This is a genomic window from Pseudomonas sp. NFACC43 (assembly GCF_900119645.1).
Classification (GTDB): Bacteria; Pseudomonadota; Gammaproteobacteria; order Pseudomonadales; family Pseudomonadaceae; genus Aquipseudomonas.
In genome coordinates, this window is the sequence record NZ_FPKK01000001.1 from 758,893 (window position 1) to 784,956 (window position 26,064).

The window sequence follows — 26,064 nt, forward strand, 5'->3', positions numbered from 1 at the left end:
AAAGAGACAATTTGAAGAGCGGGTTGGTTTCCCAAGTGCCGTCCTGACAGCGATCATTCTGAAACGCCAGGAAAACCGAGAATACAACAGGCACAAAAAAGGGCGACCGAAGTCGCCCTTTTTTACAGAAAGCCAGAACTCAGTTCTGCTTTTCCGCTTGTGCAGCACGCAGCAGGTCACCCAGGGTGGTCGCTACTGGAGCATCCGCAGCAGGCTTGTCGCGCAGGCTCTGGATAGCTTCTTTCTCTTCCTCAACGTCCTTCGACTTGATCGAGAGCTGGATTACGCGACTCTTGCGGTCAACGCTGATGATCTTGGCTTCTACTTCTTCACCTTCTTTCAGGACGTTACGCGCATCTTCAACGCGGTCACGGCTGATTTCGGAGGCTTTCAGAGTCGCTTCGATATCGTCGGCCAAAGTGATGATGGCGCCTTTGGCGTCAACTTCTTTCACGATGCCCTTAACGATTGCGCCTTTGTCGTTCTCTTGAACGTACTCGGAGAACGGATCGCTTTCCAGTTGCTTGATGCCCAGGGAGATGCGCTCGCGCTCTGGGTCAACCGACAGGATAACGGTGTCCAGCTCGTCGCCCTTCTTGAAACGGCGCACGGCTTCTTCGCCCACTTCGTTCCAGGAGATATCGGACAGGTGAACCAGGCCGTCAATGCCGCCGTCCAGACCAATGAAGATACCGAAATCGGTGATCGACTTGATGGTACCGGAGATCTTGTCGCCCTTGTTGAACTGGCCAGAGAAGTCTTCCCACGGGTTCGACTTGCACTGCTTGATGCCCAGGGAGATACGACGACGCTCTTCGTCGATGTCCAGAACCATGACTTCCACTTCGTCGCCGACTTGTACGACTTTCGAAGGGTGGATGTTCTTGTTGGTCCAGTCCATTTCGGAAACGTGTACCAGGCCTTCAACGCCTTCTTCCAGCTCAGCGAAGCAGCCGTAGTCGGTCAGGTTGGTAACACGAGCGGTGACGCGAGTGCCTTCTGGGTAACGGGCTTTGATAGCAACCCATGGATCTTCGCCCAGTTGCTTCAGGCCCAGGGAAACACGATTGCGCTCGCGATCGTACTTCAGAACCTTGACATCGATTTCGTCGCCAACGTTGACGATTTCCGAAGGATGCTTGATACGCTTCCAGGCCATGTCGGTGATGTGCAGCAGGCCATCGACGCCACCCAGATCGACGAATGCGCCGTAGTCGGTGAGGTTCTTGACGATACCTTTGACCTGCTGGCCTTCCTGCAGCGATTCCAACAGAGCTTCGCGCTCGGCGGAGTTTTCGGCTTCCAGGACACTGCGACGGGAAACGACAACGTTGTTGCGCTTCTGGTCCAGCTTGATGACCTTGAATTCCAGCTCTTTGCCTTCCAGGTGCGTGGTGTCGCGCACTGGACGGACGTCAACCAGGGAACCTGGCAGGAACGCACGGATGCCGTTAACGTCGACAGTGAAGCCGCCTTTAACCTTACCGTTGATAACGCCCTTGACCACTTCCTCAGCTGCGAAAGCCGCTTCCAGAACGATCCAGCATTCAGCGCGCTTGGCTTTCTCACGGGACAGCTTGGTTTCGCCAAAGCCATCTTCAACCGAGTCCAGAGCAACGTGAACTTCGTCACCGACGTTGATGTTCAGCTCGCCAGCGTCGTTGTAGAACTGCTCCAGCGGGATGAGGGCTTCAGACTTCAGGCCAGCGTGAACGGTTACCCAGCGAGCCTGGTAGTCGATATCAACGATAACACCGGTGATGATGGAGCCTGTCTGAAGGTTCAGGGTTTTCAGGCTTTCTTCAAAGAGTTCCGCAAAGCTTTCGCTCATTTTAATTCCTGTTGATTGGGACGAAGGATACGCCCGGCTCCACACCCCAGACGGTGTGGGTTAGTTTCATATAAAAGAAGACCGCAGGACTATGACTGGTCCCCTGCGGAGCTTCCTGGTCACCCGGCGATATCGCGAATGGCGATCTCACTCATGATGCGTTGCAACACCTGATCGATGGACAACTCCGTGGAATCCAGCTGTATCGCATCGGCCGCCGGCTTTAGCGGGGCTACTGCGCGCTGGGTGTCACGCTCGTCGCGCGCACGGATCTCACCTAGCAGACTCGACAGACTAACATCCTCGCCCTTGCCCTTCAACTGCAAATATCGGCGGCGAGCCCGCTCCTCCGCACTGGCAGTGAGGAAAATCTTCAATGGCGCGTCCGGAAACACCACCGTTCCCATGTCCCGACCATCGGCCACCAGCCCCGGTGGTTCCTGGAATGCCCGCTGACGCTGCAGCAACGCTTCGCGCACCGCCGGTAGCGCGGCAACCTGCGAAGCGCCTGCACCCACGCTCTCGGTACGGATGACATCGCTGACTTCGTCGCCTTCCAGGATGATGCGCTGCAACTGACCCTCGGTCGCGGCGATGAACTGCACATCCAGATGCGCCGCCAGGGCCTTGAGCAGTTCTTCGTTGGTCAGGTCCACGCCATGGTTGCTGGCCGCGAACGCCAGCAGTCGATACAACGCCCCCGAATCGAGCAGGTTCCAGCCCAGTTGACGGGCCAGGATCCCGGCAACGGTGCCCTTGCCCGAGCCGCTAGGGCCATCGATGGTGATGACCGGTGTCTTGATCTTCACGACTGCGCCTCTTGTGCTACTCGAATACCGACCTGCGCGCACAGCGCGAGGAAGTTCGGAAACGACGTCGCGACGTTGGCACAGTCGTGGATGCGGATCGGTGCGCTGGCACGCAAGGAAGCCACACTGAATGCCATGGCAATACGGTGGTCGCCATGCCCATGAACCTCGCCGCCTCCGATCTGGCCGCCGTCGATGATGATGCCATCCGGAGTCGGCTCGCACTTGACCCCCAGCGCCAGCAGGCCATCAGCCATCACCTGGATACGGTCCGATTCCTTGACCCGCAGCTCTTCGGCGCCAGTCAATACGGTACGCCCTTCTGCACAGGCCGCCGCCACGAACAGCACCGGGAACTCGTCGATCGCCAGCGGAACCAGCGCTTCCGGAATCTCGATACCCTTGAGTTTAGCTGCTCTTACGCGCAGGTCCGCTACGGGTTCGCCACCGACTTCACGCTGGTTTTCCAAGGTGATATCAGCGCCCATCAGGCGCAGGATATCGATCACACCGGTACGGGTCGGGTTGATGCCGACGTGTTCGAGCACCAGTTCGGAGCCCTCGGCGATAGACGCTGCCACCAGGAAGAACGCGGACGAAGAGATATCGCCTGGCACTTCGATGTGGGTGGCCGTCAGCTTGCTACCGGACTCAACGGACGCCGTGGCCCCGTCGACCGTGACCGGGTAACCGAAACCGCGCAGCATGCGCTCGGTGTGATCGCGGGTCGGGGCGGGTTCGGTGACGGTGGTCTTGCCTTCGGCATAAAGACCGGCCAGCAGCAGGCAGGATTTCACCTGGGCGCTGGCCATCGGCATGGTATAGGTCAAGCCCTTGAGCTTGTTGCCGCCACGAATGGTCATCGGCGGACGCCCGTCGGCCGCCGTCTCGATGACCGCACCCATTTCCCGCAGTGGATTGGCCACGCGATTCATCGGACGCTTGGACAACGAAGCGTCGCCGGTCAGGACACTGTCGAAGTCCTGGGCGGCCAGCAGGCCGGACAACAGGCGCATCGAGGTACCCGAGTTGCCTAGGTAGATCGGTCCAGGGGCAGGCTTGAGACCATGCAGGCCGACCCCATGGATGGTCACGCGGCCATGGTGCGGGCCTTCGATGACCACACCCATGTCGCGAAATGCCTGCAATGTCGCCAGGGCGTCTTCGCCTTCGAGGAAGCCTTCCACCTCGGTCACGCCTTCAGCCAGGGAGCCGAGCATGATCGAGCGGTGGGAAATCGATTTATCGCCCGGTACACGAATACGCCCACTCAGGGAGCCACCAGGTTGTGCCAGGAAAATCAGATCGTTGGAATTCATAGCGTCCACATAGGCCCGACGGGCCAGGATTTTACTGAAATGCTCGCGGGCCACCCTGGCGCGTGTGAAAACGCCCAGCAATTGGTGCCCGTCCCCTGCATCGACCGCGTCGCGCAAGGCGTCGAGATCGCTGCGAAATGTATCGAGTGTGCGCAGGACAGCTTCGCGATTGGCGAGGAAGATGTCGTGCCACATGACCGGGTCGCTACCAGCGATTCTCGTGAAATCGCGGAAACCGCCGGCAGCGTAACGGAAGATCTCGAGATTTTCATTGCGTTTGGCCAATGAATCCACCAGACCGAACGCCAACAGGTGCGGCAGATGGCTGGTAGCGGCCAGGACTTCATCATGCCGTCCGACCTGCATGTGCTCGACATCGGCCCCCAGCTCACGCCACAAACGGTCCACCACCGCCAGCGCAGCCGGATCGGTTTGCTCCAGCGGCGTCAGAATCACCTTGTGGCGGCGAAACAGTTCGGCGTTGGAAGCTTCAACGCCGCTCTGCTCGGAACCGGCAATCGGGTGACCGGGCACGAACCGTGCCGGCATCCCACCGAAAGCCTCGGTGGCCGCCCGCACGACGTTACCCTTGGCGCTGCCGACATCGGTCAGGATCGCCTCGCCCAGGTCCATGGTCGCCAGGCGCGCCAGCAATTTCTCCATGGCCAGGATCGGCACCGCCAGCTGGATGACATCGGCCCCCTGGCAAGCAGCGGCCAGGTCAACCTCGCAACGATCGACCACACCAAGCTCCACCGCCAGCTTGCGCGATTGCGGGTCCAGGTCGACACCGACCACCTCACGACACAGACCGCTCTCGCGCAGCCCCTTGGCGAACGAACCACCGATCAGCCCCAGGCCGATCACCACCAGGCGACCGATCATAGGCACGACAGGTTGCAACGCAGTGACATCAACCACAAGCCAGGACCTTGCTCAACGCCTCTAGGAAACGGCTGTTTTCCGCCGGCAAGCCAATGGTGACGCGCAGATGGTTCGGCAGGCCGTAGTTAGCCACCGGACGCACGATCACTCCTTCACGCAGCAACTCCTGGAACACCGGCGCGGCAACGCGCCCCAGGTCGACACAGATAAAGTTGCCCTTTGAGGGAATCCAGCCCAGGCCCAGTTCACGGAAGCCGGCTTCCAACTGCTGCATGCCGGCCTCGTTCAGGCGGCGACCCTGCTCGAGGTACTCCTCATCCTGGAGCGCGGCGCATGCGGCAGCCAGGGCAAAACTGTTGACGTTGAACGGCTGGCGTACGCGGTTAAGCACATCGGCCACCACGGCAGTGGACAGGCCATAGCCGACCCGCAGCGACGCCAGGCCGTAGGCCTTGGAGAACGTGCGCGAGACCAGCAGGTTTGGGTAGGCCGCGAGGAAATCCAGGCCATCGGGCAGTTCGCTCCCCTCGGCATACTCGATGTATGCCTCGTCCAGCACCACCAGTACATGCTCAGGAACGTCCTGCAGGAAGTCGTCCAATGCCTGGGCGTCGAACCAGGTGCCGGTCGGATTGTTCGGGTTGGCGATGAAGACCACCCGGGTATTGGCATCGATGGCAGCCAGCATCGCCGGCAGATCGTGTCCGAAATCCTTGGCCGGCACCGCATGCGCATCGGCACCCACGGCCTGGGTCGCGATCGGGTAGACCGCGAACGCGTGCTCGCTGAACACGGCATTGAGGCCCGGCGCGAGGTAGGCGCGCGCCACCAGCTCGAGAATGTCGTTGGAACCGTTGCCCAGGGTCACCTGGCTCAATTCAACGCCACAGCGCTCGGCCAGCAGGCTCTTGAGGGCATAACCGTTGCCATCGGGATAACGGGTCAGATCGGCCAGTTCATCGCGAATTGCCGCCAGCGCCTTGGGGCTCGCGCCCAGGGGGTTTTCATTGCTCGCCAGCTTGACGATGCGGGTCGGATCCAGATTCAGCTCGCGGGCCAGTTCGTCCACAGGCTTGCCCGGAACGTAAGGCGAAAGTTGTTGCACGCCTGGCTGAGCCAGGGCGAGGAAGTTGCCACTCATTTGCTATCCGCCCTTAAAGAACTGCCTTGGGGTAGGAACCCAGCACCTTGAGTGCCACTGCTTCCTGACTGATTTTCTCCAGCACACCTTTTACCAGCGGATCGCGGTGATGGCCGACGAAATCGATGAAAAACACGTAGGTCCATTTACCGCTGCGCGAAGGACGGGTCTCGATCCGGGTCAGGTCGATACCGTTGTCGTGGAATGGCACCAGCAATTCATGGAGTGCACCGGGCTTGTTGCTCATGGAGACGATGATCGACGTCTTGTCGTCGCCAGTCGGAGGAACCTCCTGATTGCCGATCATCAGGAATCGCGTGGAGTTGTCCGGGCGATCCTCGATTTTCTCCGCCAGACGGGTCAAGCCGTAGAGACCGGCCGCCATGTCTCCGGCGATGGCCGCCGAGTTCCACTCGCCCTTGACCCGCTTGGCCGCTTCGGCGTTGCTCGATACCGCCACGCGCTCGACATTCGGGTAATGGGCATCCAGCCACTTGCGGCACTGGGCCAGGGACTGGGCATGGGAATAGATCCGGCTGATGCTGTCGGTCTTGGTGTTTTCCCCCACCAGCAGATGGTGGTGGATGCGCAACTCCACTTCGCCACAGATCACCATGTCGTGCTCGAGGAAGCTGTCCAGCGTGTGGTTGACCGCGCCTTCGGTGGAGTTTTCCACCGGAACCACGCCAAAATTCACCGCGCCGGCCGCTACTTCACGGAAGACTTCGTCGATGGCCGCCATCGGCTTGCTGATGACGGCATGGCCGAAGTGCTTCATGGCGGCGGCCTGGGTGAAGGTACCTTCCGGCCCCAGGTAGGCGACTTTCAACGGCTGCTCGAGTGCCAGGCACGAGGACATGATTTCACGGAACAACCGCGCCATCTCTTCGTTGCCCAAGGGTCCCTTGTTGCGCTCCATGACCCGTTTGAGCACCTGAGCCTCACGCTCGGGACGATAGAACACCGGCGTTTCGCCCTCGGCCAGGGAGGCCATCTTCACGCGAGCGACTTCCTGGGCGCAGCGTGCTCGCTCGCTGATCAACTCCAGGACTTTTTCGTCCAGGGCATCGATGCGCAGGCGCAGCGCCTTGAGTTCCTGTTCTGACATCAGCCGTGTTCCTTCTCGAACTCTGCCATGTAGGCCACCAGTGCATTGACGGCATGGATGTCCACGGCGTTATAGATGGAGGCACGCATGCCACCCACGGAGCGGTGGCCCTTGAGGTTCAGCAGGCCGCGTTCTTCGGCGCCTGCCAGGAACGGCTTGTCGAGACGATCGTCGGCCAGGCGGAACGGAACGTTCATCCACGAGCGATCGGTCTTGTTGATCGGGTTGCTGTACAGGTCACTGGCATCGATGAAGTCGTAGAGCGTGCGTTGCTTCACTTCGTTGAGCTTGCCGATGGCTTCGACCCCGCCCTGCTCCTTCAGCCATTCGAACACCAGGCCGGACAGGTACCAGGCCAGGGTCGGGGGGGTGTTGTACATGGAGCCGTTGTCGGCCGCGACCTTGTAGTCGAGCATGGTCGGGCACAGGGCGCGGGCGCGCCCCAGCAGGTCTTCACGAATGATGCTGACCAGGATGCCGCTCGGACCGATGTTCTTCTGGGCACCGGCGTAGATCATGCCGAACCGGGAGATATCCACAGGACGCGAGAGAATATCCGACGACATGTCGGCGACCAGCGGGACATCGCCGGTTTCCGGGATCCAGTTGAACTCCAGGCCGCCTATGGTCTCATTCGGCGCGTAGTGAACGTAAGCGGCGTCCTTGGACAGGTTCCACTCGTTCTGCCCGGGAATGGCGAAGTAATCGTAGGGCTTGGCGCTGGCCGCAACGTTCACGTGACCATAACGCGAGGCTTCTTCGATGGCTTTCTGCGACCAGATACCTGTATCGATGTAGTCGGCCTTGCCGCTTTCCGGCAGCAGGTTCAGCGGAACCTGGGCGAACTGCTGGCTGGCACCGCCCTGGAGGAACAGCACCTTGTAGTTGGACGGGATGTTCAGCAGATCACGCAGGTCCTGCTCGGCCTTGGTGGCAATGGACACGAACTCATCGCTGCGATGGCTCATTTCCATGACAGACAGGCCCTTGCCATGCCAGTCGAGAAGTTCACCCTGGGCGCGCTTCAGGACCGCTTCAGGAAGCGCCGCCGGGCCGGCACAGAAGTTATAGGCTCTCTTGCTCACATCCAATCTCGCTCTGATCTGGTGGTCACTTAAATCTTTCGGTCTGCACGGAATCGTCCCCGTGCTCTGCATGGGAGTGCATCCAATGAAGCTCGGCGCCATGGGGCGCTGAGCATGGGAGCGATCCTATGCAGCATCACAAACAACAAGGGGGCGAATCTTCATCCGCCCCCTGCGTGTCCGCTTAGTCCTGCGGTTCTTCTTCGTCTGCGGCGGCATCGAGCGACTGCTCGTCGGCCATGTCGTCGACATTGGCGCCAAGGGTGCCGTCGAACGCCATGTCTTCCTCGCCTTCCTGCTCCGCGCCTTCGACTTCCGAAGGCTCTTGCACCCGCTCAAGCCCGACCAGCGTCTCGTCGTTGGCCAGCTTGATCAGTGTCACGCCCTGGGTGTTACGACCCAGGCTGGAGACTTCGTCGACCCGCGTACGGACCAGGGTGCCCTGGTCGGAAATCAGCATGATCTCTTCGCCATCAAGCACCTGCACCGCGCCGACCAATCGGCCGTTACGCTCGTTGCTGACCATGGCGATCACGCCCTGGCCGCCACGCTTGTACTCCGGGAACTCGCTGATGGCGGTGCGCTTGCCGTAGCCACGCTCGGAAGCAGTAAGGATCTGACTGCCCTCTTCCGGGATCAGCATGGAGATCAGCTTCTGCCCTTCCGGCAGGCGCATGCCGCGTACACCGCGGGCGGTACGGCCCATGGCACGGACATCGGACTCCTTGAAGCGGGTCACCTTGCCGCCGTCGGAAAACAGCATGACTTCACGCTCGCCGTCGGTGATGGCCGCGGAGATCAGCACATCGCCCTCGTCCAGTTCCAGGGCGATCAGGCCCACGCTGCGCTGGCGACTGAACGATTCCAGCGGGGTCTTCTTCACGGTGCCGTTGGCAGTCGCCATGAAGATATAGTGACCTTCGGTGTACTCCTCCACCGGCAGCATGGTGGTGATGTATTCGCCATCATCCAGCGGCAGCAGGTTGACCAGCGGACGACCGCGCGCGGCACGGGACGCCTCGGGGATTTCATAAGTCTTGAGCCAGTAGACCTTGCCTTTGCTGGAGAACAGCAGCAGCGTGGTATGGCTGTTGGCAACCAGCAGGTGAGCGATGTAGTCCTCGTCCTTGACGCCGGTAGCCGATTTGCCTTTGCCGCCGCGACGCTGGGCCTGGTAGGCGGCCAGGGGCTGGGTCTTGGCGTAGCCGCCATGGGAAATGGTCACCACGCGATCTTCTTCCGGGATCATGTCACCCAGGGTCAGGTCCAGGCGCGCATCGAGGATCTCGGTGCGGCGTACGTCGCCGTACTCGGCGCGGATCACTTCCAGCTCTTCGCGGATCACTTCCATCAGGCGCGTGGCGCTGTTGAGGATGCGGATCAGCTCGCCGATCTGGTTGAGGATCTCCTGGTACTCGGCCAGCAGCTTCTCGTGCTCCAGGCCGGTCAGGCGGTGCAGGCGCAGTTCCAGGATGGCTTGCGCCTGCTCCGGGGACAGGAAGTACTTGCCGTCGCGCAGGCCATACTGCGGATCGAGGTTCTCCGGCCGGCACGAGTCGGCGCCGGCGCGTTCCACCATGGTCATTACCGCGCTCGATTCCCAAGGCGTGCTGACCAGCGCTTCCTTGGCTTCCGACGGTGTCGGCGAAGCCTTGATCAGGGCGATGACCGGGTCGATGTTCGACAGGGCGACAGCCTGGCCTTCGAGGATATGTCCACGCTCGCGGGCCTTGCGAAGCTCGAATACGGTGCGGCGGGTCACCACTTCGCGACGATGGCGCACGAAGGCTTCCAGCAGGTCCTTGAGGTTCAGGATCCGCGGACGACCGTCGATCAGCGCAACGATGTTGATGCCGAACACACTCTGCAACTGGGTCTGGGCGTAGAGGTTGTTGAGGATCACCTCGGGCACTTCGCCACGGCGCAACTCGATCACGACACGCATGCCGTCCTTGTCGGACTCGTCGCGCAGCTCGGTGATACCTTCGAGCTTCTTCTCTTTCACCAGCTCGGCGATCTTCTCGATCAGTCGAGCCTTGTTCAGTTGGTACGGGAGCTCGGTGATGACGATCTGCTGGCGGCCGCCGACCTTGTCGATGTCTTCGACGGTGGAACGGGCGCGCATGTAAATGCGGCCTCGACCGGTGCGATAGGCCTCGATGATACCGGCACGACCGTTGATGATCGCGGCGGTCGGGAAGTCCGGGCCGGGAATGTACTGCATCAGTTCATCGACGGTGAGTTCGGGATTGTCGATGAGAGCCAGGCAACCGTCGATGACTTCACCGAGGTTGTGCGGCGGGATGTTGGTCGCCATGCCCACGGCGATACCGCTGGAGCCGTTGACCAGCAGGTTCGGGATACGGGTCGGCATGACCGCCGGGATCATTTCGGTGCCGTCGTAGTTCGGCACCCAGTCCACGGTTTCCTTGTGCAGGTCGGCCAGCAGCTCGTGGGCCAGCTTGGTCATGCGCACTTCGGTGTATCGCATGGCCGCGGCGTTGTCCCCGTCCACGGAACCGAAGTTGCCCTGGCCGTCTACCAGCAGGTAGCGCAGGGAAAACGGCTGTGCCATCCGCACGATGGTGTCGTACACGGCAGTGTCGCCGTGGGGGTGATACTTACCGATCACGTCACCGACGACACGGGCGGATTTCTTGTACGGCTTGTTGAAGTCGTTGCCCAGCTCGCTCATTGCGTACAGCACGCGCCGATGCACGGGCTTCAAGCCATCGCGCGCATCCGGCAGTGCCCGCCCGACGATTACGCTCATCGCATAGTCGAGGTAGGACTGTTTCAGCTCGTCTTCGATATTGACCGGGAGGATTTCTTTGGCCAGTTCGCCCATGAGAAGCCTGATTCCTTTTTCTGGTGAAACTTCGTCACGCCCGGATGAGGCGAACGAAGCTCGCCGCTGCCGACCAGGTGCCGTGCAGCGACTTACGACAAATCAACGAGTTATGCCATGGATCTGCGCAGTAAAGACTGCCTCGCGAGGCAGCCCTGGAAACCGCCGGATGTTATCACAAGAGCCGCCACGCACCTATCCCCCTGATGCGCATGGTGTGTAGTTAGTTGACCGGTGACAGGCTGATACGGAAGCAGAGGGGCTTAGAAGCGCGGCGACTGAAGAATTTGCGCTCGAATGCAAGAAGATTTACCGGTTTCAGGAGCTTCTTCGCGAACAGGCTCGCGCCCACACGAGTGTTTTGCATGCCCAGGGTTCCTGGCACGACACGATTGCATGCGCAAGCGAGCCAGCTCGAAGACGATGCGCCTGATAGAAACTGTCTCAATGCAGCCGCTTGCGGCACATCAACTGCGCCAGTTTCGCGGTGTCAGGGCGTTCGACGATACCCTTTTCGGTGACGATGGCATCGATCAGGTCCGCCGGTGTCACGTCGAATACCGGGTTGAAGGCGTCCGCATCCGCGCCCACCCGCTTGCCGCCGACTTCCAGCAGCTCGCGCCCGTCACGCTCTTCGAGCGGGATATCGTCGCCACTGGCCAGGCTCATGTCGATGGTCGAACTCGGCGCCACCACCATGAAACGCACGCCGTGGTGCATGGCACAGACCGCCAGCTGATAGGTCCCGATCTTGTTGGCCACGTCGCCGTTGGCGGTGATGCGGTCGGCACCGACGATCACCCAGGTCACGCCCTTGGTCTTCATGATGTGGGCTGCGGCAGAATCGGCGTTGACGGTCACCGGGATGCCTTCGTTGGCCAATTCCCAGGCGGTCAGGCGCGAGCCCTGCAACCATGGACGGGTTTCGTCGGCGTAGACGCGCTCGACCATGCCTTCCAGGAACGCGCCACGGATCACGCCCAGCGCCGTACCGAAGCCTCCGGTGGCCAGGGCACCGGTATTGCAATGGGTCAGGATGGCCTGGGCATTGCCCTGGTGCCTGCGAATCAGGTCGACGCCGAGCTGGGCCATGGTCAGGTTGGCTTCGCGATCACTTTCGTGGATGGCGATGGCTTCGGCTTCGAGGGCCGCCAGCGGCTCGACATGATCCTTCAAGCGCACCAGCCGGTCGCGCATCCGATCCAGGGCCCAGAACAGGTTTACCGCCGTCGGCCGGGATTCGGCCAACAGTGCCAGGTCGGCCTCCAGCGCGGCCCGCCAGTCGCCGCCTTCGGCAAACCTCGCCCGGGCGGCCAGTACGACGCCATAGGCCGCACTGATGCCGATGGCCGGTGCGCCGCGTACCACCATCGAACGAATGGCTTCGGCCACGCCGGCCGCGCTGTCATAGGCGATCCAGTTTTCCTCGAACGGCAAAACACGCTGATCGAGCAGGTACAGGTAACCATTGCGCCAGTCGATGGCCTTCACCTTCTCCGCTGCCAACAGACGATCGCGCATCCCTCACCCCGCACTCATGAACAAAAGCCGTCGATTATAGCGATCCCTCCGCGAAGACGCTCGGGTATACTTCGCCATCCTTTATATCCGATGGAACCGATCCACGATGCCCAGGACTGCCGTTGCGCTCGACTTATTATTGCTGCCGACCTGGTTGGTGCCTGTCGAACCCGCCGGTGTGGTACTCCAGGACCACGGCCTGGGCATTCGCGACGGTTGCATCGTTTTCATCGGTCCACGGGCAGAAGCCCTCAAGTGCGACGCCGCCCAGGTCCGCGAACTGCCGGGCATGCTGCTCAGCCCGGGGCTGATCAACGCCCACGGCCATGCGGCGATGACGCTGTTCCGCGGTCTGGCCGACGATCTGCCGCTGATGACATGGCTCGAGCAGCACATCTGGCCGGCCGAAGGCAAATGGGTCGATGAGGATTTCGTCCGCGATGGCACCGACCTGGCCATTGCCGAACAGGTCAAGGGCGGCATCACCTGCTTCTCTGACATGTATTTCTACCCCAAGGTTGCCAGCGAGCGCGTCCACAACAGCGGCATCCGCGCCCAAATCGCCATTCCTGTCCTCGATTTCCCGATTCCCGGTGCGGCCAGCGCCGACGAAGCCATTCGTCAGGGCATCGAATTGTTTGGCGACCTCAAGCATCATCCGCGAATCAAAGTCGCATTCGGACCCCATGCGCCTTACACCGTAGGCGACGAAAACCTGGAGAAAATCCGTGTGATTGCCGAGGAACTGGATGCGGCGATTCATATGCACGTCCACGAAACCGCATTCGAAGTGCAGCAGGCCGTGGATAAAACCGTCGAACGCCCCATGGCTCGCCTGGGCCGGCTGGGTCTTCTGGGCCCGCGCTTCCAGGCCGTGCACATGACACAGATCAGCGATGAAGACCTCGCCTTACTGGTAGAAAGCAACTGCAGCGTCATCCATTGTCCGGAATCGAACCTTAAGCTGGCCAGCGGCTTCTGCCCGGTGGAACGCCTGTGGCAGGCCGGCGTCAATGTAGCGATCGGCACCGACGGCGCAGCCAGCAACAACGACCTGGACCTGCTGGGCGAAACCCGCACCGCGGCACTGTTGGCCAAGGCTGTTTCCGGCTCTGCAATGGCCCTGGACGCCCACCGCGCGTTGCGCATGGCCACGCTCAATGGCGCCCGGGCGCTGGGCATAGAGGCCATAGTCGGCTCGCTGGAGCTCGGCAAGGCTGCGGACCTGGTGGCCTTTGACCTGTCAGGCCTGGCTCAGCAACCGGTCTATGACCCGGTTTCACAACTGATCTATGCCACAGGCCGCGATCGCGTGAAACACCTGTGGGTGGCTGGCAAGCCTTTATTGGAGGACGGCCGGTTGACCCGCCTGGATGAAACGCAACTGATCGCCACGGCGCAGGCCTGGGGACGGCGCATCAGCGGCCATGACCAATGACCATGCCCCTTGAGCCATCGCTCGGGGCCCTGATTCTTTCAAAGTTTTTTCGAGGATTTGCACATGAGTAACGTCGACCACGCCGAAATCGCCAAGTTCGAGGCCCTCGCCCATCGCTGGTGGGATCGTGAAAGCGAGTTCAAGCCACTGCACGATATCAACCCGCTGCGGGTCAACTGGATTGACGAACGTGTCGGCCTGGCCGGCAAGAAGGTACTCGATGTCGGCTGCGGCGGCGGTATCCTCAGTGAAGCCATGGCCCTGCGCGGGGCAACCGTGACGGGCATCGACATGGGCGAGGCGCCGCTGGCCGTGGCGCAATTGCATCAACTGGAATCCGGTGTCAACGTGGAGTACCGGCAGACCACCGCCGAAGCCCTGGCCGAGGAAATGCCCGAGCAGTTCGATGTGGTCACCTGCCTGGAAATGCTCGAGCACGTGCCCGACCCGTCCTCGGTCATCCGGGCCTGCATGCGCATGGTCAAACCCGGCGGCCAGGTATTCTTCTCCACCATCAACCGCAACCCAAAGGCGTATCTGTTCGCCATCATCGGCGCCGAATACATCATGAAGCTGCTGCCGCGCGGCACCCACGACTTCAAGAAATTCATCCGCCCCTCCGAACTGGGTGCCTGGAGCCGCATGGCCGGGCTGACCGTCAAGGACATCATCGGCCTGACCTACAACCCGCTCACCAAGCACTACAAGCTGTCTTCGGACGTTGACGTCAACTACATGATCCAGACCCTGCGCGAGGAGTAAGTCGATGCGTCTCAAGGCAGTTCTTTTCGACATGGATGGCACGCTGCTCGACACGGCACCGGACTTCATCGCCATCTGCCAGGCCATGCGCGCCGACCGTGGCTTGCCACCGATGAACACCCAGCACATCCGCGACGAGATTTCCGGAGGGGCACGGGCTATGGTGGCAGTGACGTTTTCCATGGACCCTGAATCGCCGGGGTTCGAGGAGCTGCGCCAGGAATTCCTGGACCGCTACCTCAAGGGCTGCGCGATCCACAGCCATCTGTTCGACGGCATGGCCGAGGTGCTGGCCGACATCGAAGCCGCCAATCTGGTCTGGGGCGTGGTCACCAACAAGCCGGTGCGTTTCGCCGAGCCGATCATGCAGCAGCTGGGGCTGGCCGAGCGCTCGAAGGTGCTGATCTGCCCCGATCATGTGAAGAACAGCAAGCCCGACCCGGAGCCGTTGATCCTGGCGTGCAAGATGCTCGACCTGGACCCGGCCAGCGTCCTGTTCATAGGCGACGACCTGCGGGACATCGAGTCCGGCCGCAATGCCGGCACCAGGACCTGTGCAGTGACCTACGGCTACATCCACCCGGACGACAACCCCAGACATTGGGGGGCGGACGTGGTGATCGATCACCCTTCGGCACTACGTGAAGTGCTGGATAACGCGTTGTGCAGTTGCTGAGCTGAACGTCGCAGTCGTGGCGAGGGGATTCATCCCCGCTGGGGCGCGAAGCGCCTCCCATCACGCGCTCAGAAAGCCTGGATGCCGACGGCATGAAAACAGGGCTGCATCGCAGCTCAACGGGGATGAGTCCCCTCGCCACAACAATGCATCACCACGCATCGTTTTGTTTCGTGAGGTTCTTTATGTTTGATTACACCGCCCGCCCCGACCTGCTCGAAGGCCGGGTCATCCTCGTGACCGGGGCCGGTCGTGGCATCGGCGCCGCTGCTGCCAAGGCCTACGCCGCCCACGGTGCCACGGTGCTGCTGCTGGGCAAGACCGAAGCCAACCTGACCCAGGTCTATGATGAAATCGAAGCCGCCGGTCACCCACAAGCGGCCGTGATTCCCTTCAACCTGGAAACCGCCCTGCCCCATCAGTACGACGAACTGGCAGCCATGATCGAAACCGAGTTCGGTCACCTGGACGGCCTGCTGCACAACGCTTCGATCATCGGTCCGCGCACACCGCTGGAGCAGCTGTCGGGCGAAAACTTCATGCGGGTGATGCACGTGAACGTCAACGCCATGTTCATGCTCACCAGCACCTTGCTGCCTCTGCTCAAGCTGTCCAGGGATGCCTCCGTGGTGTTCACCTCCAGCAGCGTCGGACGCAAGGGCCGCGCGTACTGGGGGGCCTACGGTGTGTCCAAGTTCGCCACCGAGGGGCTGATGCAGACCCTGGCCGACGAGGTCGATACTGTCGCGGCAGTGCGGGCCAACAGCATCAACCCGGGGGCCACCCGCACCAGCATGCGCGCCCAGGCCTATCCGGGGGAAAATCCGCTCAATAACCCGACGCCTGAAGAGATCATGCCGGTCTACCTGTACTTGATGGGCCCGGACAGCACGGGTGTCAACGGCCAGGCCTTCAACGCCCAGTAACACCTCCACTTCACGTCGCGGCGGTTTACCGTCGCGGCGCTGCCGCGTGCAATGCCAAGCCAGGCGAATCGCCAGACCTCCGTCGCTCGACGCCTGCATCATGCCCGCATCTACATTTCACCCCGTTGATTTTCCAAGCGTTTTTTCCGTATTGAACGGACTGGCACGAGTTTCGCTCTAAATACCCTCAAACACGCCATGTCCGGCGGGTGACAGGCATTGAGGCGAGACCTGCAGCCATACAGGGAAAGCAGACTAGACTCAACTCAGTGCCTTACGGGATTGATGGACCAGTACGATACGCAGCCTGGCGCTGCCTCGCCCACCCTGTCGGGACAGATTTTGCAGGGGCTTACGCCATATGAAAACGCCCACCCAGACCAATACGATTGACTTCGACAGCGCCAAATTGCAGCGCCTGGGACTCGGCCAGCCGTCACCCTTGGCGACACGGTCCGTCACGCTCCAGCAACTGCGCCAACAACTGGGCCAGCAATTGCAGACGAGCCTGGAGCCGCAGCGGGTCCTGGGCCTGTTCTTCCGTGAAGTCCAGCGGCTGGTGCCATTGGATGCACTGGCCTACCAGCACAAGCCCAGCGACCTGCGCATGGAGTTCGGCCAGCGTGGGCACCACGTGCTCAGCTACAACTTGAGTCATGAAGGCGAAGATCTGGGCGAGCTGATATTCCGGCGCAATCAGCGCTTTACCGACCCCGAGCAACAAGACCTCGAGTCCGTGATGTCGACGCTGCTGTTTCCGTTGCGCAACGCCCTGCTCTACCGCGTAGCGACCCAGAGCGCCCTGCGCGATCCCTTGACCGGCACCGGCAACCGCATCGCCATGGACCAGACCCTGGAGCGGGAAATCGACATGTCCCGGCGCCATATGCAGCCCCTGTCGCTGTTGATGCTCGACATCGATCATTTCAAGCGCATCAACGACACCCACGGCCATGGCGTCGGCGATGAAGTACTCAGGACCGTCGCCGAGTCGATCAAGCAGCAATTGCGCAACGTGGACATGGTGTTCAGGTTCGGTGGCGAGGAATTCCTGATCCTGCTTTCCAATACCAGCCGGGAAACAGCGGCCATGGTCGGCGAACGGCTGCGGTATGCCGCTCAGGTGCAGGATTATTTCGTGGCGGGAACGAGGATCGAGCTGACGGTCAGCCTCGGCTGTGCAACGCTGCTGCCGGGCGAGTCCGCCGAAAGCCTGTTGCGACGGGTCGACAGTGCACTGTATGTGGCCAAGCGCGAGGGGCGGAACCGGCTGGCGATGGCGGGTTGAAAGGCCGCCGGGGAACGACACTCGCTGCGGGCCCTGGCCGTCAACCTCCCCGTTGACGGCCAGGGCCCCTTACGGGCGATCAGCTCCCGGCCAGCGCCAGGCGCTCACGGGTGGAGGAGACTTTTTCCTGCTCCAGTTGCATGCAACGCTCCAGGAACAGATACATGTAGTCATAGCTCTTGCAAATGGCCTGGCGCAGCTCGGCCTGCAAGGCCCTGCTCGGGTTCATGCCCCCTAGCGTGCAGATGATCTCCAGGGCTTCCCAAGGGTGGGCATCGTCGTACTGCGCATGCATCTTCAGCCATTTCATGGCGCGCTTGCGTTCTTCCTCGGGGAAGGCCGCGGCATAGACGCCGCTGGAACATACCAGCGCCGACCACTCACCGGTGGCCCCTTCGATCGCATAGTTGGTCGCCGCGATGGCCACTATCAGCGAATCGGACGAGCTGGTGTGCCAGCACCAGTGACTCAAGGCATGCAGTTCGGGGGGCACCTGCTGGGCTTGCAGGTCTTCCAGCGTGACGCCATGGGCCGCACTCCAGTTCACCCAGTAGTCGGCATGGTTGAGTTCGACACGAATGTTGCGCATCAGCCAACGACGGGCCATGTCCTCGCCAGGGTGGCGGGCAAAGCGGGTCTTGGTAAGGTTCTGCGCCATGTACAAGGCGAACTGTTCGACGACCGGCCAACCACCGATGAGGTAGTGGCGCATGGTCCTGGCGCTGAGCTTGTTATCACGCATGCGTTGATACAGCTCGTGTTCGACAACCCGGCGCTTGCTCTCGCTGCAATCGATAATGAGCTGTTGTGCCCATTTCGGATAGCTGGTGGCGTCCATGAGCGGGCCTGTTCGGTTGAATGTGTCGATCACTGTCGGGCTCCTTTTGATTGTGATTTTTTACGGATCAACAAGAGGCTCAGCGGAACGTGCCGGGGGCCTTGAATAACAACGGCTGGGGCCGGGCCGGCCTACATTGCAACGTATCACAGGTAAACAATTGCGGGCGCTCGATCACATACCCTTGAGCGTAATCCACGCCAATCTCCAGCAGTGCCTGCTCGATCTGGGCAGTCTCAACGAACTCGGCAATCGTGCGCTTACCCATGACGTGGCCGATGTGATTGATCACTTCGACCATTGCACGGTTAATCGGGTCGTCCAGCATATCCTTTACGAAACTCCCGTCGATCTTCAGGAAGTCTACAGGTAAATGTTTCAAGTAAGCGAACGAAGACATTCCGGCACAAAAGTCATCCAGAGAGAAATAACAACCCAACCCCTTGAGTTCATTGATAAAGCGGATCGCACTACCCAAATTCGAAATAGCGCTGGTCTCGGTTATTTCAAAACAAATCATTTCTGGCGGGACTGAATAAGCCGCGAATTGTTTACGCAGGAAATCAAGGAATGCCTGATCTCCGATAGTAGTGCCTGACAGATTTATCGCACACATGGCCATGGGGCCTTGGGGCGACTCATTCAGGCACTGGCGAATGATCCTGAAGACGTTTTCCACCACCCAACGGTCCAGGGAAGTCATCAGGCCGTAACGCTCGGCGGCCGGTATGAAGCTGTCCGGCAGGATCATCCGCCCGGCTTCGTCATGCAGGCGCAACAGGATCTCGATATGTCCACCACCGTGTTCCCCCGGCCCCAGCGCGGCGATTTCCTGGGCATAGAGACAGAAACGGTTTTCCTCCAGAGCCATGTGCAGGCGCTGGACCCAGGCCATTTCGCCGAAGCGCAGGGACAGTTCCGAATCGTCGGCGTGATAGACCTGAACCCGGTTGCGGCCCTTCTCCTTGGCCATGTAGCAGGCCATGTCCGCGGCACGCAGGGACGCCTCCAGCGTCGTCGGGTTCTGGGCGATATGCACCAGCCCGATGCTCACGGTGGTCACGAATGGCCGGCCCTTCCAGACGAAGTGCAGGTTCTGCACGGTCTGGCGCAGTCCTTCGGCGATCTTCTCCGCAGCGTCCGGCGCGCAGTTCTCCAGCAGGATCCCGAATTCATCCCCACCCAGACGGGCCAATGTATCGTTTTCCCGCAGCCCCGATTGCAGCAAGGCACAGATATGACGAAGCAGCTCGTCGCCTGCCGCATGGCCACAGGTGTCGTTGACCAGCTTGAACTGATCCAGGTCCAGGAACATCAAGGCATGCCGCCCGGACTGGCGCGTCAGGTTATGCAAGGCCTGTTCGAGGCGATATTCGAACTCCCGGCGGTTCGCCAGGCCAGTCAAGGCGTCGTGGGTGGCCTGCCAGGACAGGTTGGCGATGTACTGACGCTCCTGGGTCATGTCGTGCAGGACCAGCACGGCGCCGCTGACCTTGCCGGCATGGCGGATTGGCGCCCCTACGAGCGTTACCGAAACGGTACTGCCATCCAGCCGCTGGATCAGTTTGGAATGCTCGCTGCCCCCGCCGAGCCGCCCGCTGAGGATGTGCTCGATCAGGGTCAGGCCTTCGGTCTGGGCGTTGTCGTCCAGCAGATTGAACAGCGCGGCCAGGGGCAGCCCGGTGGCGTGCTCGGCTTTCCAATGGGTCATCGCCTCGGCCGCGGGATTCATATAGGCAATGGCGCCCTCGACATCGGTAGTGATGACCCCGTCGCCGATGGATTGCAGGGTGATCTGTGCCCGTTCCTTCTCCACTTGCAGCGCATTGGCGAAAACCTGCCGCTGTGCCAGCAGTTTGTGGGTGCGCAACAACGCCAGGACAATCAGCCCCAGGGCGGTAGCGAAGTTGGTCACCAGCAGCAGACGCAGGATAAAGCGCGACCCCTCGCCCAAGGCGTCGCTGAACGCCTTGGCAGCCGGGGTGACGGAATCGTTGATGGCAAAGATTCGTGCCTTCCAGCCGCGGATATCGATGTCCGTGGCCTTGCCCTGGGAAATGCTCTCGTGCATCTGCCGGGCGACGTTGTTCAGTTCTATCAGGTAACTGTCACCCACCGTCCAGAGGTCGATGGCTTCTTCCAGGTAACTGAAGTGGCGAAAATTCAGGTAGAGCCAGATCAGGCTGGAGACGTCGTCCGGGTGATTGCCTCCCTTGAGAATGCCTGCCCGCGCCGCCTCCAGGTCCGGTGGCTGGCGATCCAGCGCCACCCGCAGTTCATGCCCGCCTTCGGGCACGGCGATGGCCAGCTGGTATTTGCGGAAAATCGCCTCGTCGCGGCTGTCGGCGTAGAGGTTCAGGTAATAGATCGCGTCTTTCTGCCCCTTGGACCAGAGGCTTTCCCCGGCCACATAACCACGAACCGCCGACAATACGTAAAGACTGACGCCCCCCAGCAAGGCCTGAAACAGAACAACGGCGATAAAAGGCCATACGATGCCCAACAACCGGGGAGTTCCGAGAGTCCGCGCTTGATTCATGAGGTCCCTGTATAGGCTCGTCGACCAGCCTAAAGACCGATCATTCCAACAAGACTAGGAGGCGCAGCAGTTCCTCGCAAGAGGCCGGACATCATTTAACGTCCCCGTCTCTCGAATGCGTGAAATCTCGTCGATGCCTGTCACAGGCACTAACCGGAAAAGTTAGAAAACACCGGGGCGCCATATATATCTACCACCACTGTTTTTCCCTGATTGATGGGATAGGGGACTGCTCCGGCCGGCACTTTTGAAGTGGGCCTGGAGCCCCTTCGTTTATCACCAGGGACTCTTTATGCACCCGTTGCCCTCGTTCGATCTTTCAATGAATTCTCCACAGCACCAATGGCCCTCCCAGGCCCAGGCGCATCAGGGCCTGCTGGCAGAGTATGACGCGCTGTTGGCACTTGTCCGAAACAATGAAACACCCACGGACAAGTTCATCGACAGACTACTGACACCCCAACCCTGTTCTCCCATGGCCCTGGAAAACGCAATCGGCCAGCAGGCACTGCGAGCGCTGATGGAAAACAAGGATTACCAGTCACTGTGCGCCACCCTGGACGCTTCATTCAATGAATTGACCGTGATATTGAAGGACGGCCAGGCCCATTACTTCGCACGCAAGAAGAACGACACCACCGTCATCCGGCTTGAACTCGACAAACAAACCGCCTGGAAAGAGTTGTTGGCAAACATCGAAAAGTCGGCACTCCGACTGGCTGGAAAGATTCGCTTCGATGGCCAGTTTTCACTCGCCAGAATGACCCGGTTCTATGGCATTGCGGCCTGGGATCCGCAAGATGCCCAACAACGCCAGGCCACCCTCGACACCCTGGAAGAGAAACGCGCTCGCCATTCATTGGGGCTCTGGCACGGCATCAGGCTCGACGAACCGAACCTGGAACCGACACCCGCGCAAGCGATGGACGACCGCCTGGTCATCGAAACAGTGCGTCAATTCCTGCCCACGCCGCAGACATCCCTGCTGGACTATCTCGGTGCCCGGGATATCACCCGCCTGGCAACACAAACGCTCCGCGCAAAACCGTCGATGTACCTGGAGCAAATCCTGCTGTCGCCAAGGGCCCAGGCGCTGGCCGCCAGGCTGCTGCTGGCCCTGGACTGGTTCGGCGGCAGGGACGGCGAGAACAGCGCTCCGGGAATACGTACCGGCTTGCTGGTCAAGGCCCTTCGCCTGTGGATCACCTCGGTTCCGACCGCAGACCCGGAGGGCATCGCTGGCTACCGCTGGCAAAAGTCAGCCCATTGGGGCAAGAGCTACCAGGAAATCCAGGCCGGCTTCGAGGCACACCTGGTCGCATCGGGGCGCGCCACGTCGGTGAATGAATCCATTCTGATCGCCGGCCTTTTCCTGCCGTTGTTCCCCCTGGAGTTCCAGGTTCGCGATATACCGCCGCAACTGCCCTACCGAAGCTCCACTGTCTGGGTGAATTTCGTCCACGGGGTTCACCTGGCCCAGGCGATCGATCCTCTGTTGCTGCAACGCCTGGACTTCCAGCAACTGGTGGACCTGCCCATCAGGCAGGCCATTGGAGCGACAGCCGAAGAACTGAAACTGATCACCCTGACCCGATTGAAACCGATGCTGGAATGGGCCCTGACGAACGGGTTGATTGGCTATAGGGAGGATGCCAACTATCCGGCGCAAGACATACAGGAGGCCGCAAAGAGGCTCGACTCCGAAGTCGAAAGCCTGAACCGCGCTATCCGCTGGCTTGATAGCCCGCCCCCCGAACGACTGAACATTGCCAGGGCGAAGATGGCCAGGTTTTTTGGCGAGAGCCTGTTCGTGTCGGACGGCCGCAAGCTGGTCAAGGAAGCGAACGCCTTCTATACCGCACCGCAACTTCGGCTGATGGCTCCTATCGGCAGGCCCGCGCCTGACGCGTATTCATTCGTGGATGTCTATGCCTCCGGGCAGCTTCAGGGAAAAAGATGGTTCATCACCGGGCCGGATGGGAAATACTCGACGAGCGCCTGGTTGAGTATCGACGACGACCGAACCGTGCAGAGCAATCTGCCATGGCCGGATCTGTCCGCCATTGCCCTCGAGCGCAGAACATTGCCGGATATCGAGGAGACATTTGCCACGCACTTCAAGATCTACCTCAACCTGATCAGAAACGCCTACCGGACATTGATCGCCCATCAACTCGCCTCTCTTCCCCTGGCCGACCGTCATGCGCTGGAGTATGGATCGGTCAAGGTCTACACCTTGAGACAAGCGATCATGGGAACCGAGGCGGCGAACGAGTCGGAAGACAAGAAGCGCCCACTGCGTGCGCGTAACGGCTTCGTCCTGGCGGCGACACGGGACAGCCGCACCTCCTATTACGAAGTCCTGCCCCGCGCCGGCGTGATCCGCCGCCGACCGGATATCACCGAGCAACACCTGGGCGGCGAGCTGAAGACAGAGAAATGGCGAGTCAGCCGCGGCTCTTCCGTAAACGCGAGCGTAGTGCGTACCAAAATCCTTCCTTTCGATTGGGACGCCCATGTAAAGGGCACCATTCCCGCTGCCGATAGGCAATGCCAGGCCATCCTGGATCAGTTGGGCGACACCCTTGAGCCGATGGAACGCGATGATGACAGCGCCTTGCCCCGCACATTGGAATCGAAAGTCACCCAAAGGATCACTCAACACATTGCCCAGCACCTGCTGTTCGTGGATGAAAAGGAACTGCACGACAGTTGTTATGGCGCCACGGAGTTCGACCATGAAAAAGCCAAGCGCAAGAAAGTCATCGACCTGACCAAAATGCTCGTACCTTTCTGGAGCAGTATCGAAGACCTCAGCTCAGGCGATCGCGATCGCCTGGTCAGTGGTGCGTTTGGCCTGTTCATCGACTTCGCCTCGTTTGTCCTTCCCATCGGCAAATTCGCCTCGGGCTCGCTGAAGCTGATCCGGACGGTGGGCAAATGGAATTTTGGCGAAACGTTGCCCGCCTTCGCGAAACTCACGGGCACCTTGCTCAACGCAACGCTCAATCCCCTCGATGCAATCCCATCCCTGTTTCAAGCAGGTGGCCAGAGTGCATACCGGCTCGGGAAAAAAGGCTATTTCAACCTGAAGGTCCTGAGCGGCAGAGCCGGCCACTACGATTTTGTAAAAGGCATGTCCCAGGCCACGGATCCGGGAAGATGGCGACCGCTGGCCAACCATGACCAGCTCGGTGCGGTGCGCGGGGTCGATGATGTCCTGGTACGCAACGTCGGGGCGTCCGGCAAAACCGACTACCGCTTGATCGACCCGTTTTCCGACAAGCCTTACGGCCCATCCCTGTCCAAGGACGTGCCCGAATTGTCCCTGGGCCGCTCCCACTACAACACCCTGGCCCGCACTGACACCGATGTCATTGTCGAGGTCCCGCAAAGAAGCCACATACGCGAACAGCTCGAAGTCGACGGCAGCCGTACGCTTTATCTGGATGACGTGCCCTATCGCCTGGCGGACGGCACCCTGCGTCGCGCCAGTCAGCTGGATGCCAGTGAAACCCTCAGGAAACAACCATGCCGTGTCCGTCGGGCTCCCGATGAAATTTGCAAGACCCGGTATGTCCTGCAGGACAAGCCTGCCGAGCGTCCACCTTCGGGAGAGTTCAGCGCGGAGCCGAGCTGGGCGCCGTGGTTCGGCGATACGACGCTCTATCCCTCCATACCCAAGTCGGCCAACGACCGGGCGCTGTTGGCGTTCGAGGGGAAAATCTATGAGCTCAAGGGCGGCAAGCTCAATACCTACAAAGGACGGCCGGAATGGATCGGCCTCACCAGCAAGACCCCGATTCCCAGGGAAACCGTCGATGCGACGCTGGAATTCCAGACCGGCCTCTATGGAGGGATCAGAGTATCCGGGACGGCAGAGGGCATCGATGACACACACGTGACCGGCGCGCTCATCATTCGATCCATCGACGAGAAATTCAATTACGTCTTCACCCGCCTGAATTTCGACGATTACTACATGACGAGATTACCGTCCACCGACAGCCTCGAGGGCCCGTTGATCCTGAAAAAGCTGGGCCCCGAAGACCTGATGCCAGGCACGCCCGGCGAGGAGCTCCAAAGGGTCTACATCGGCTCGCTGAACGCGAACAACGCTGCAAGGATCTATGGAAGAGACCAGGTCGAACTGGCGCTGGACAAGATCGATGAAATTTCGATTCCCATCGGTGCCCCTGTCCATCCGCCTTCCAATATGAAGTGGGTGAAGGTCAATACGTATTCGGCCGAGGCCGTGCTTTTCGATCGCCGGACAAGAATGATCGTGGCCGACCTGCCTACCGGAGCGGCCGTGTGGAAGCCTTCCAGGCAGGCACCCGAGGCGTTGCAAAAGTCGACAGCGAATATCTTCGAGGCTTTGTTTACGGACCCGTCCATCGCCGTTGCCCCGCAATCGGCGACCCGTCCTGTCACCATCGACGACGCCATGCGGGAGTTGCAGAAAATCCTCCCGACGCAAAACCCCAAGAACATCGCCTTCGCCAGCGTCACCACCGCCTCGGGGAAAAATGAAGTCTACGTCAGCGTTTCCGGCATCGAGGACTATACCCGGCACCTGCCACTGTTCAAATCCAGCAATGGCTTGAGCGAAATCACCTTGAACGACGTCAGCTATTTCAACGTAGACGCCATCAGGAATCCCATCGATCCCGCAGCCCTTAGCCTCAGCCCCGACGGGAAGCTTTTGGCGATTCCCCACTTGATGGATGCGACGGGCAGTTCCGGTTCGGACAGGCTGGGCCGCATCACGACCGCAGACAGTGAAAGCAAGCTGATCGGCTACATCAGTGAAAAGTATCCGGATCCTGGGGACATCAAGTCCATCACCGTGGCGACCACCTTGCCGCCCTGCGAATCCTGCTCGATTGTCATGAAGGAATTCGGCCACGAGCGCGGCGCCGATGCCCTGAATGTCATCTGGGGGCAACGCCGCAAGCGTCCGGCCACGGAGCTTGGCACGTCAACCGATTCAGACTGAAACCAGGCGCTATTGAAAGTATCTCTAGACGAAGGCCAGGCAGTGCCTGGC

At 60.6% G+C, this 26,064-nt stretch carries 17 protein-coding genes; 6 read left to right on the plus strand and 11 right to left on the minus strand.

The window, feature by feature from the left end; all coding sequences use genetic code 11:
* Positions 1 to 139: 139 nt before the first annotated feature.
* The 9 genes from rpsA to mtnA form a co-directional block, all read right to left on the minus strand.
* Complete coding sequence (gene rpsA / locus BT179_RS03280) at positions 140 to 1,831, minus strand: 30S ribosomal protein S1 (RefSeq protein ID WP_072430280.1); 1,692 nt, start codon at positions 1,829 to 1,831, stop codon at positions 140 to 142.
* Positions 1,832 to 1,950: 119 nt separating this feature from the next.
* Positions 1,951 to 2,640: a (d)CMP kinase gene (gene cmk, locus BT179_RS03285; protein WP_072430279.1), complete on the minus strand. Its 690-nt coding sequence runs from the start codon at positions 2,638 to 2,640 to the stop codon at positions 1,951 to 1,953.
* Positions 2,637 to 4,844 carry a bifunctional prephenate dehydrogenase/3-phosphoshikimate 1-carboxyvinyltransferase gene (locus BT179_RS03290; RefSeq protein WP_072430278.1) on the minus strand — a complete coding sequence of 736 codons (2,208 nt, stop codon included), beginning with the start codon at positions 4,842 to 4,844 and terminating at the stop codon, positions 2,637 to 2,639. Before BT179_RS03290 ends, cmk begins: the two co-directional genes overlap by 4 nt.
* A 28-nt stretch (positions 4,845 to 4,872) precedes the next feature.
* A complete protein-coding gene (hisC, locus tag BT179_RS03295; protein WP_072430277.1) occupies positions 4,873 to 5,985 on the minus strand; it encodes a histidinol-phosphate transaminase in 1,113 nt (370 codons plus the stop codon).
* A 13-nt stretch (positions 5,986 to 5,998) separates the two neighbouring features.
* Entirely contained in the window at positions 5,999 to 7,093 is a 1,095-nt protein-coding gene (gene pheA / locus BT179_RS03300) for a prephenate dehydratase (RefSeq protein ID WP_072389372.1), read from the minus strand.
* Positions 7,093 to 8,178 carry a 3-phosphoserine/phosphohydroxythreonine transaminase gene (serC, locus tag BT179_RS03305; protein WP_072430276.1) on the minus strand — a complete coding sequence of 362 codons (1,086 nt, stop codon included), beginning with the start codon at positions 8,176 to 8,178 and terminating at the stop codon, positions 7,093 to 7,095. Before serC ends, pheA begins: the two co-directional genes overlap by 1 nt.
* A gap of 184 nt (positions 8,179 to 8,362) precedes the next feature.
* Positions 8,363 to 11,026 carry a DNA gyrase subunit A gene (gene gyrA, locus BT179_RS03310; protein ID WP_072389374.1) on the minus strand — a complete coding sequence of 888 codons (2,664 nt, stop codon included), beginning with the start codon at positions 11,024 to 11,026 and terminating at the stop codon, positions 8,363 to 8,365.
* A gap of 223 nt (positions 11,027 to 11,249) precedes the next feature.
* Positions 11,250 to 11,393: a hypothetical protein gene (locus BT179_RS26700; protein WP_177305082.1), complete on the minus strand. Its 144-nt coding sequence runs from the start codon at positions 11,391 to 11,393 to the stop codon at positions 11,250 to 11,252.
* 77 nt (positions 11,394 to 11,470) lie between these two features.
* Positions 11,471 to 12,547, minus strand: a complete 1,077-nt coding sequence (mtnA, locus tag BT179_RS03315) for an S-methyl-5-thioribose-1-phosphate isomerase (RefSeq protein WP_072389376.1) — start codon at positions 12,545 to 12,547, stop codon at positions 11,471 to 11,473.
* 106 nt (positions 12,548 to 12,653) lie between these two features.
* On the opposite strand from mtnA, the gene BT179_RS03320 reads away from it, so the two are divergent.
* The 5 genes from BT179_RS03320 to BT179_RS03340 all read left to right on the plus strand — a co-directional run bounded on the left by BT179_RS03320 (position 12,654) and on the right by BT179_RS03340 (position 17,637).
* Complete coding sequence (locus BT179_RS03320) at positions 12,654 to 13,985, plus strand: TRZ/ATZ family hydrolase (RefSeq protein ID WP_072430275.1); 1,332 nt, start codon at positions 12,654 to 12,656, stop codon at positions 13,983 to 13,985.
* Between the two features lie 63 nt (positions 13,986 to 14,048).
* Entirely contained in the window at positions 14,049 to 14,747 is a 699-nt protein-coding gene (ubiG, locus tag BT179_RS03325) for a bifunctional 2-polyprenyl-6-hydroxyphenol methylase/3-demethylubiquinol 3-O-methyltransferase UbiG (RefSeq protein ID WP_072389380.1), read from the plus strand.
* Positions 14,748 to 14,751: 4 nt separating this feature from the next.
* Positions 14,752 to 15,423: an N-acetylmuramic acid 6-phosphate phosphatase MupP gene (gene mupP / locus BT179_RS03330; protein WP_072389382.1), complete on the plus strand. Its 672-nt coding sequence runs from the start codon at positions 14,752 to 14,754 to the stop codon at positions 15,421 to 15,423.
* 185 nt (positions 15,424 to 15,608) lie between these two features.
* Positions 15,609 to 16,349: a YciK family oxidoreductase gene (locus tag BT179_RS03335; protein ID WP_072389384.1), complete on the plus strand. Its 741-nt coding sequence runs from the start codon at positions 15,609 to 15,611 to the stop codon at positions 16,347 to 16,349.
* Positions 16,350 to 16,710: 361 nt separating this feature from the next.
* Positions 16,711 to 17,637 (plus strand): GGDEF domain-containing protein, encoded by a 927-nt coding sequence (locus BT179_RS03340; RefSeq protein WP_072430274.1) that lies wholly within the window; start codon positions 16,711 to 16,713, stop codon positions 17,635 to 17,637.
* Between the two features lie 79 nt (positions 17,638 to 17,716).
* On the opposite strand, the gene BT179_RS03345 is transcribed toward BT179_RS03340, so the two are convergent.
* A complete protein-coding gene (locus BT179_RS03345) occupies positions 17,717 to 18,475 on the minus strand; it encodes an iron-containing redox enzyme family protein (protein ID WP_207956596.1) in 759 nt (252 codons plus the stop codon).
* A 79-nt stretch (positions 18,476 to 18,554) separates the two neighbouring features.
* Positions 18,555 to 21,014 (minus strand): EAL domain-containing protein, encoded by a 2,460-nt coding sequence (locus BT179_RS03350; RefSeq protein ID WP_072430273.1) that lies wholly within the window; start codon positions 21,012 to 21,014, stop codon positions 18,555 to 18,557.
* Between the two features lie 322 nt (positions 21,015 to 21,336).
* On the opposite strand from BT179_RS03350, the gene BT179_RS03355 reads away from it, so the two are divergent.
* The gene (locus BT179_RS03355; protein ID WP_177305084.1) at positions 21,337 to 26,013 is read left to right on the plus strand and encodes a deaminase domain-containing protein; all 4,677 of its coding nucleotides are present in this window, start codon (positions 21,337 to 21,339) and stop codon (positions 26,011 to 26,013) included.
* Positions 26,014 to 26,064: the final 51 nt, after the last annotated feature.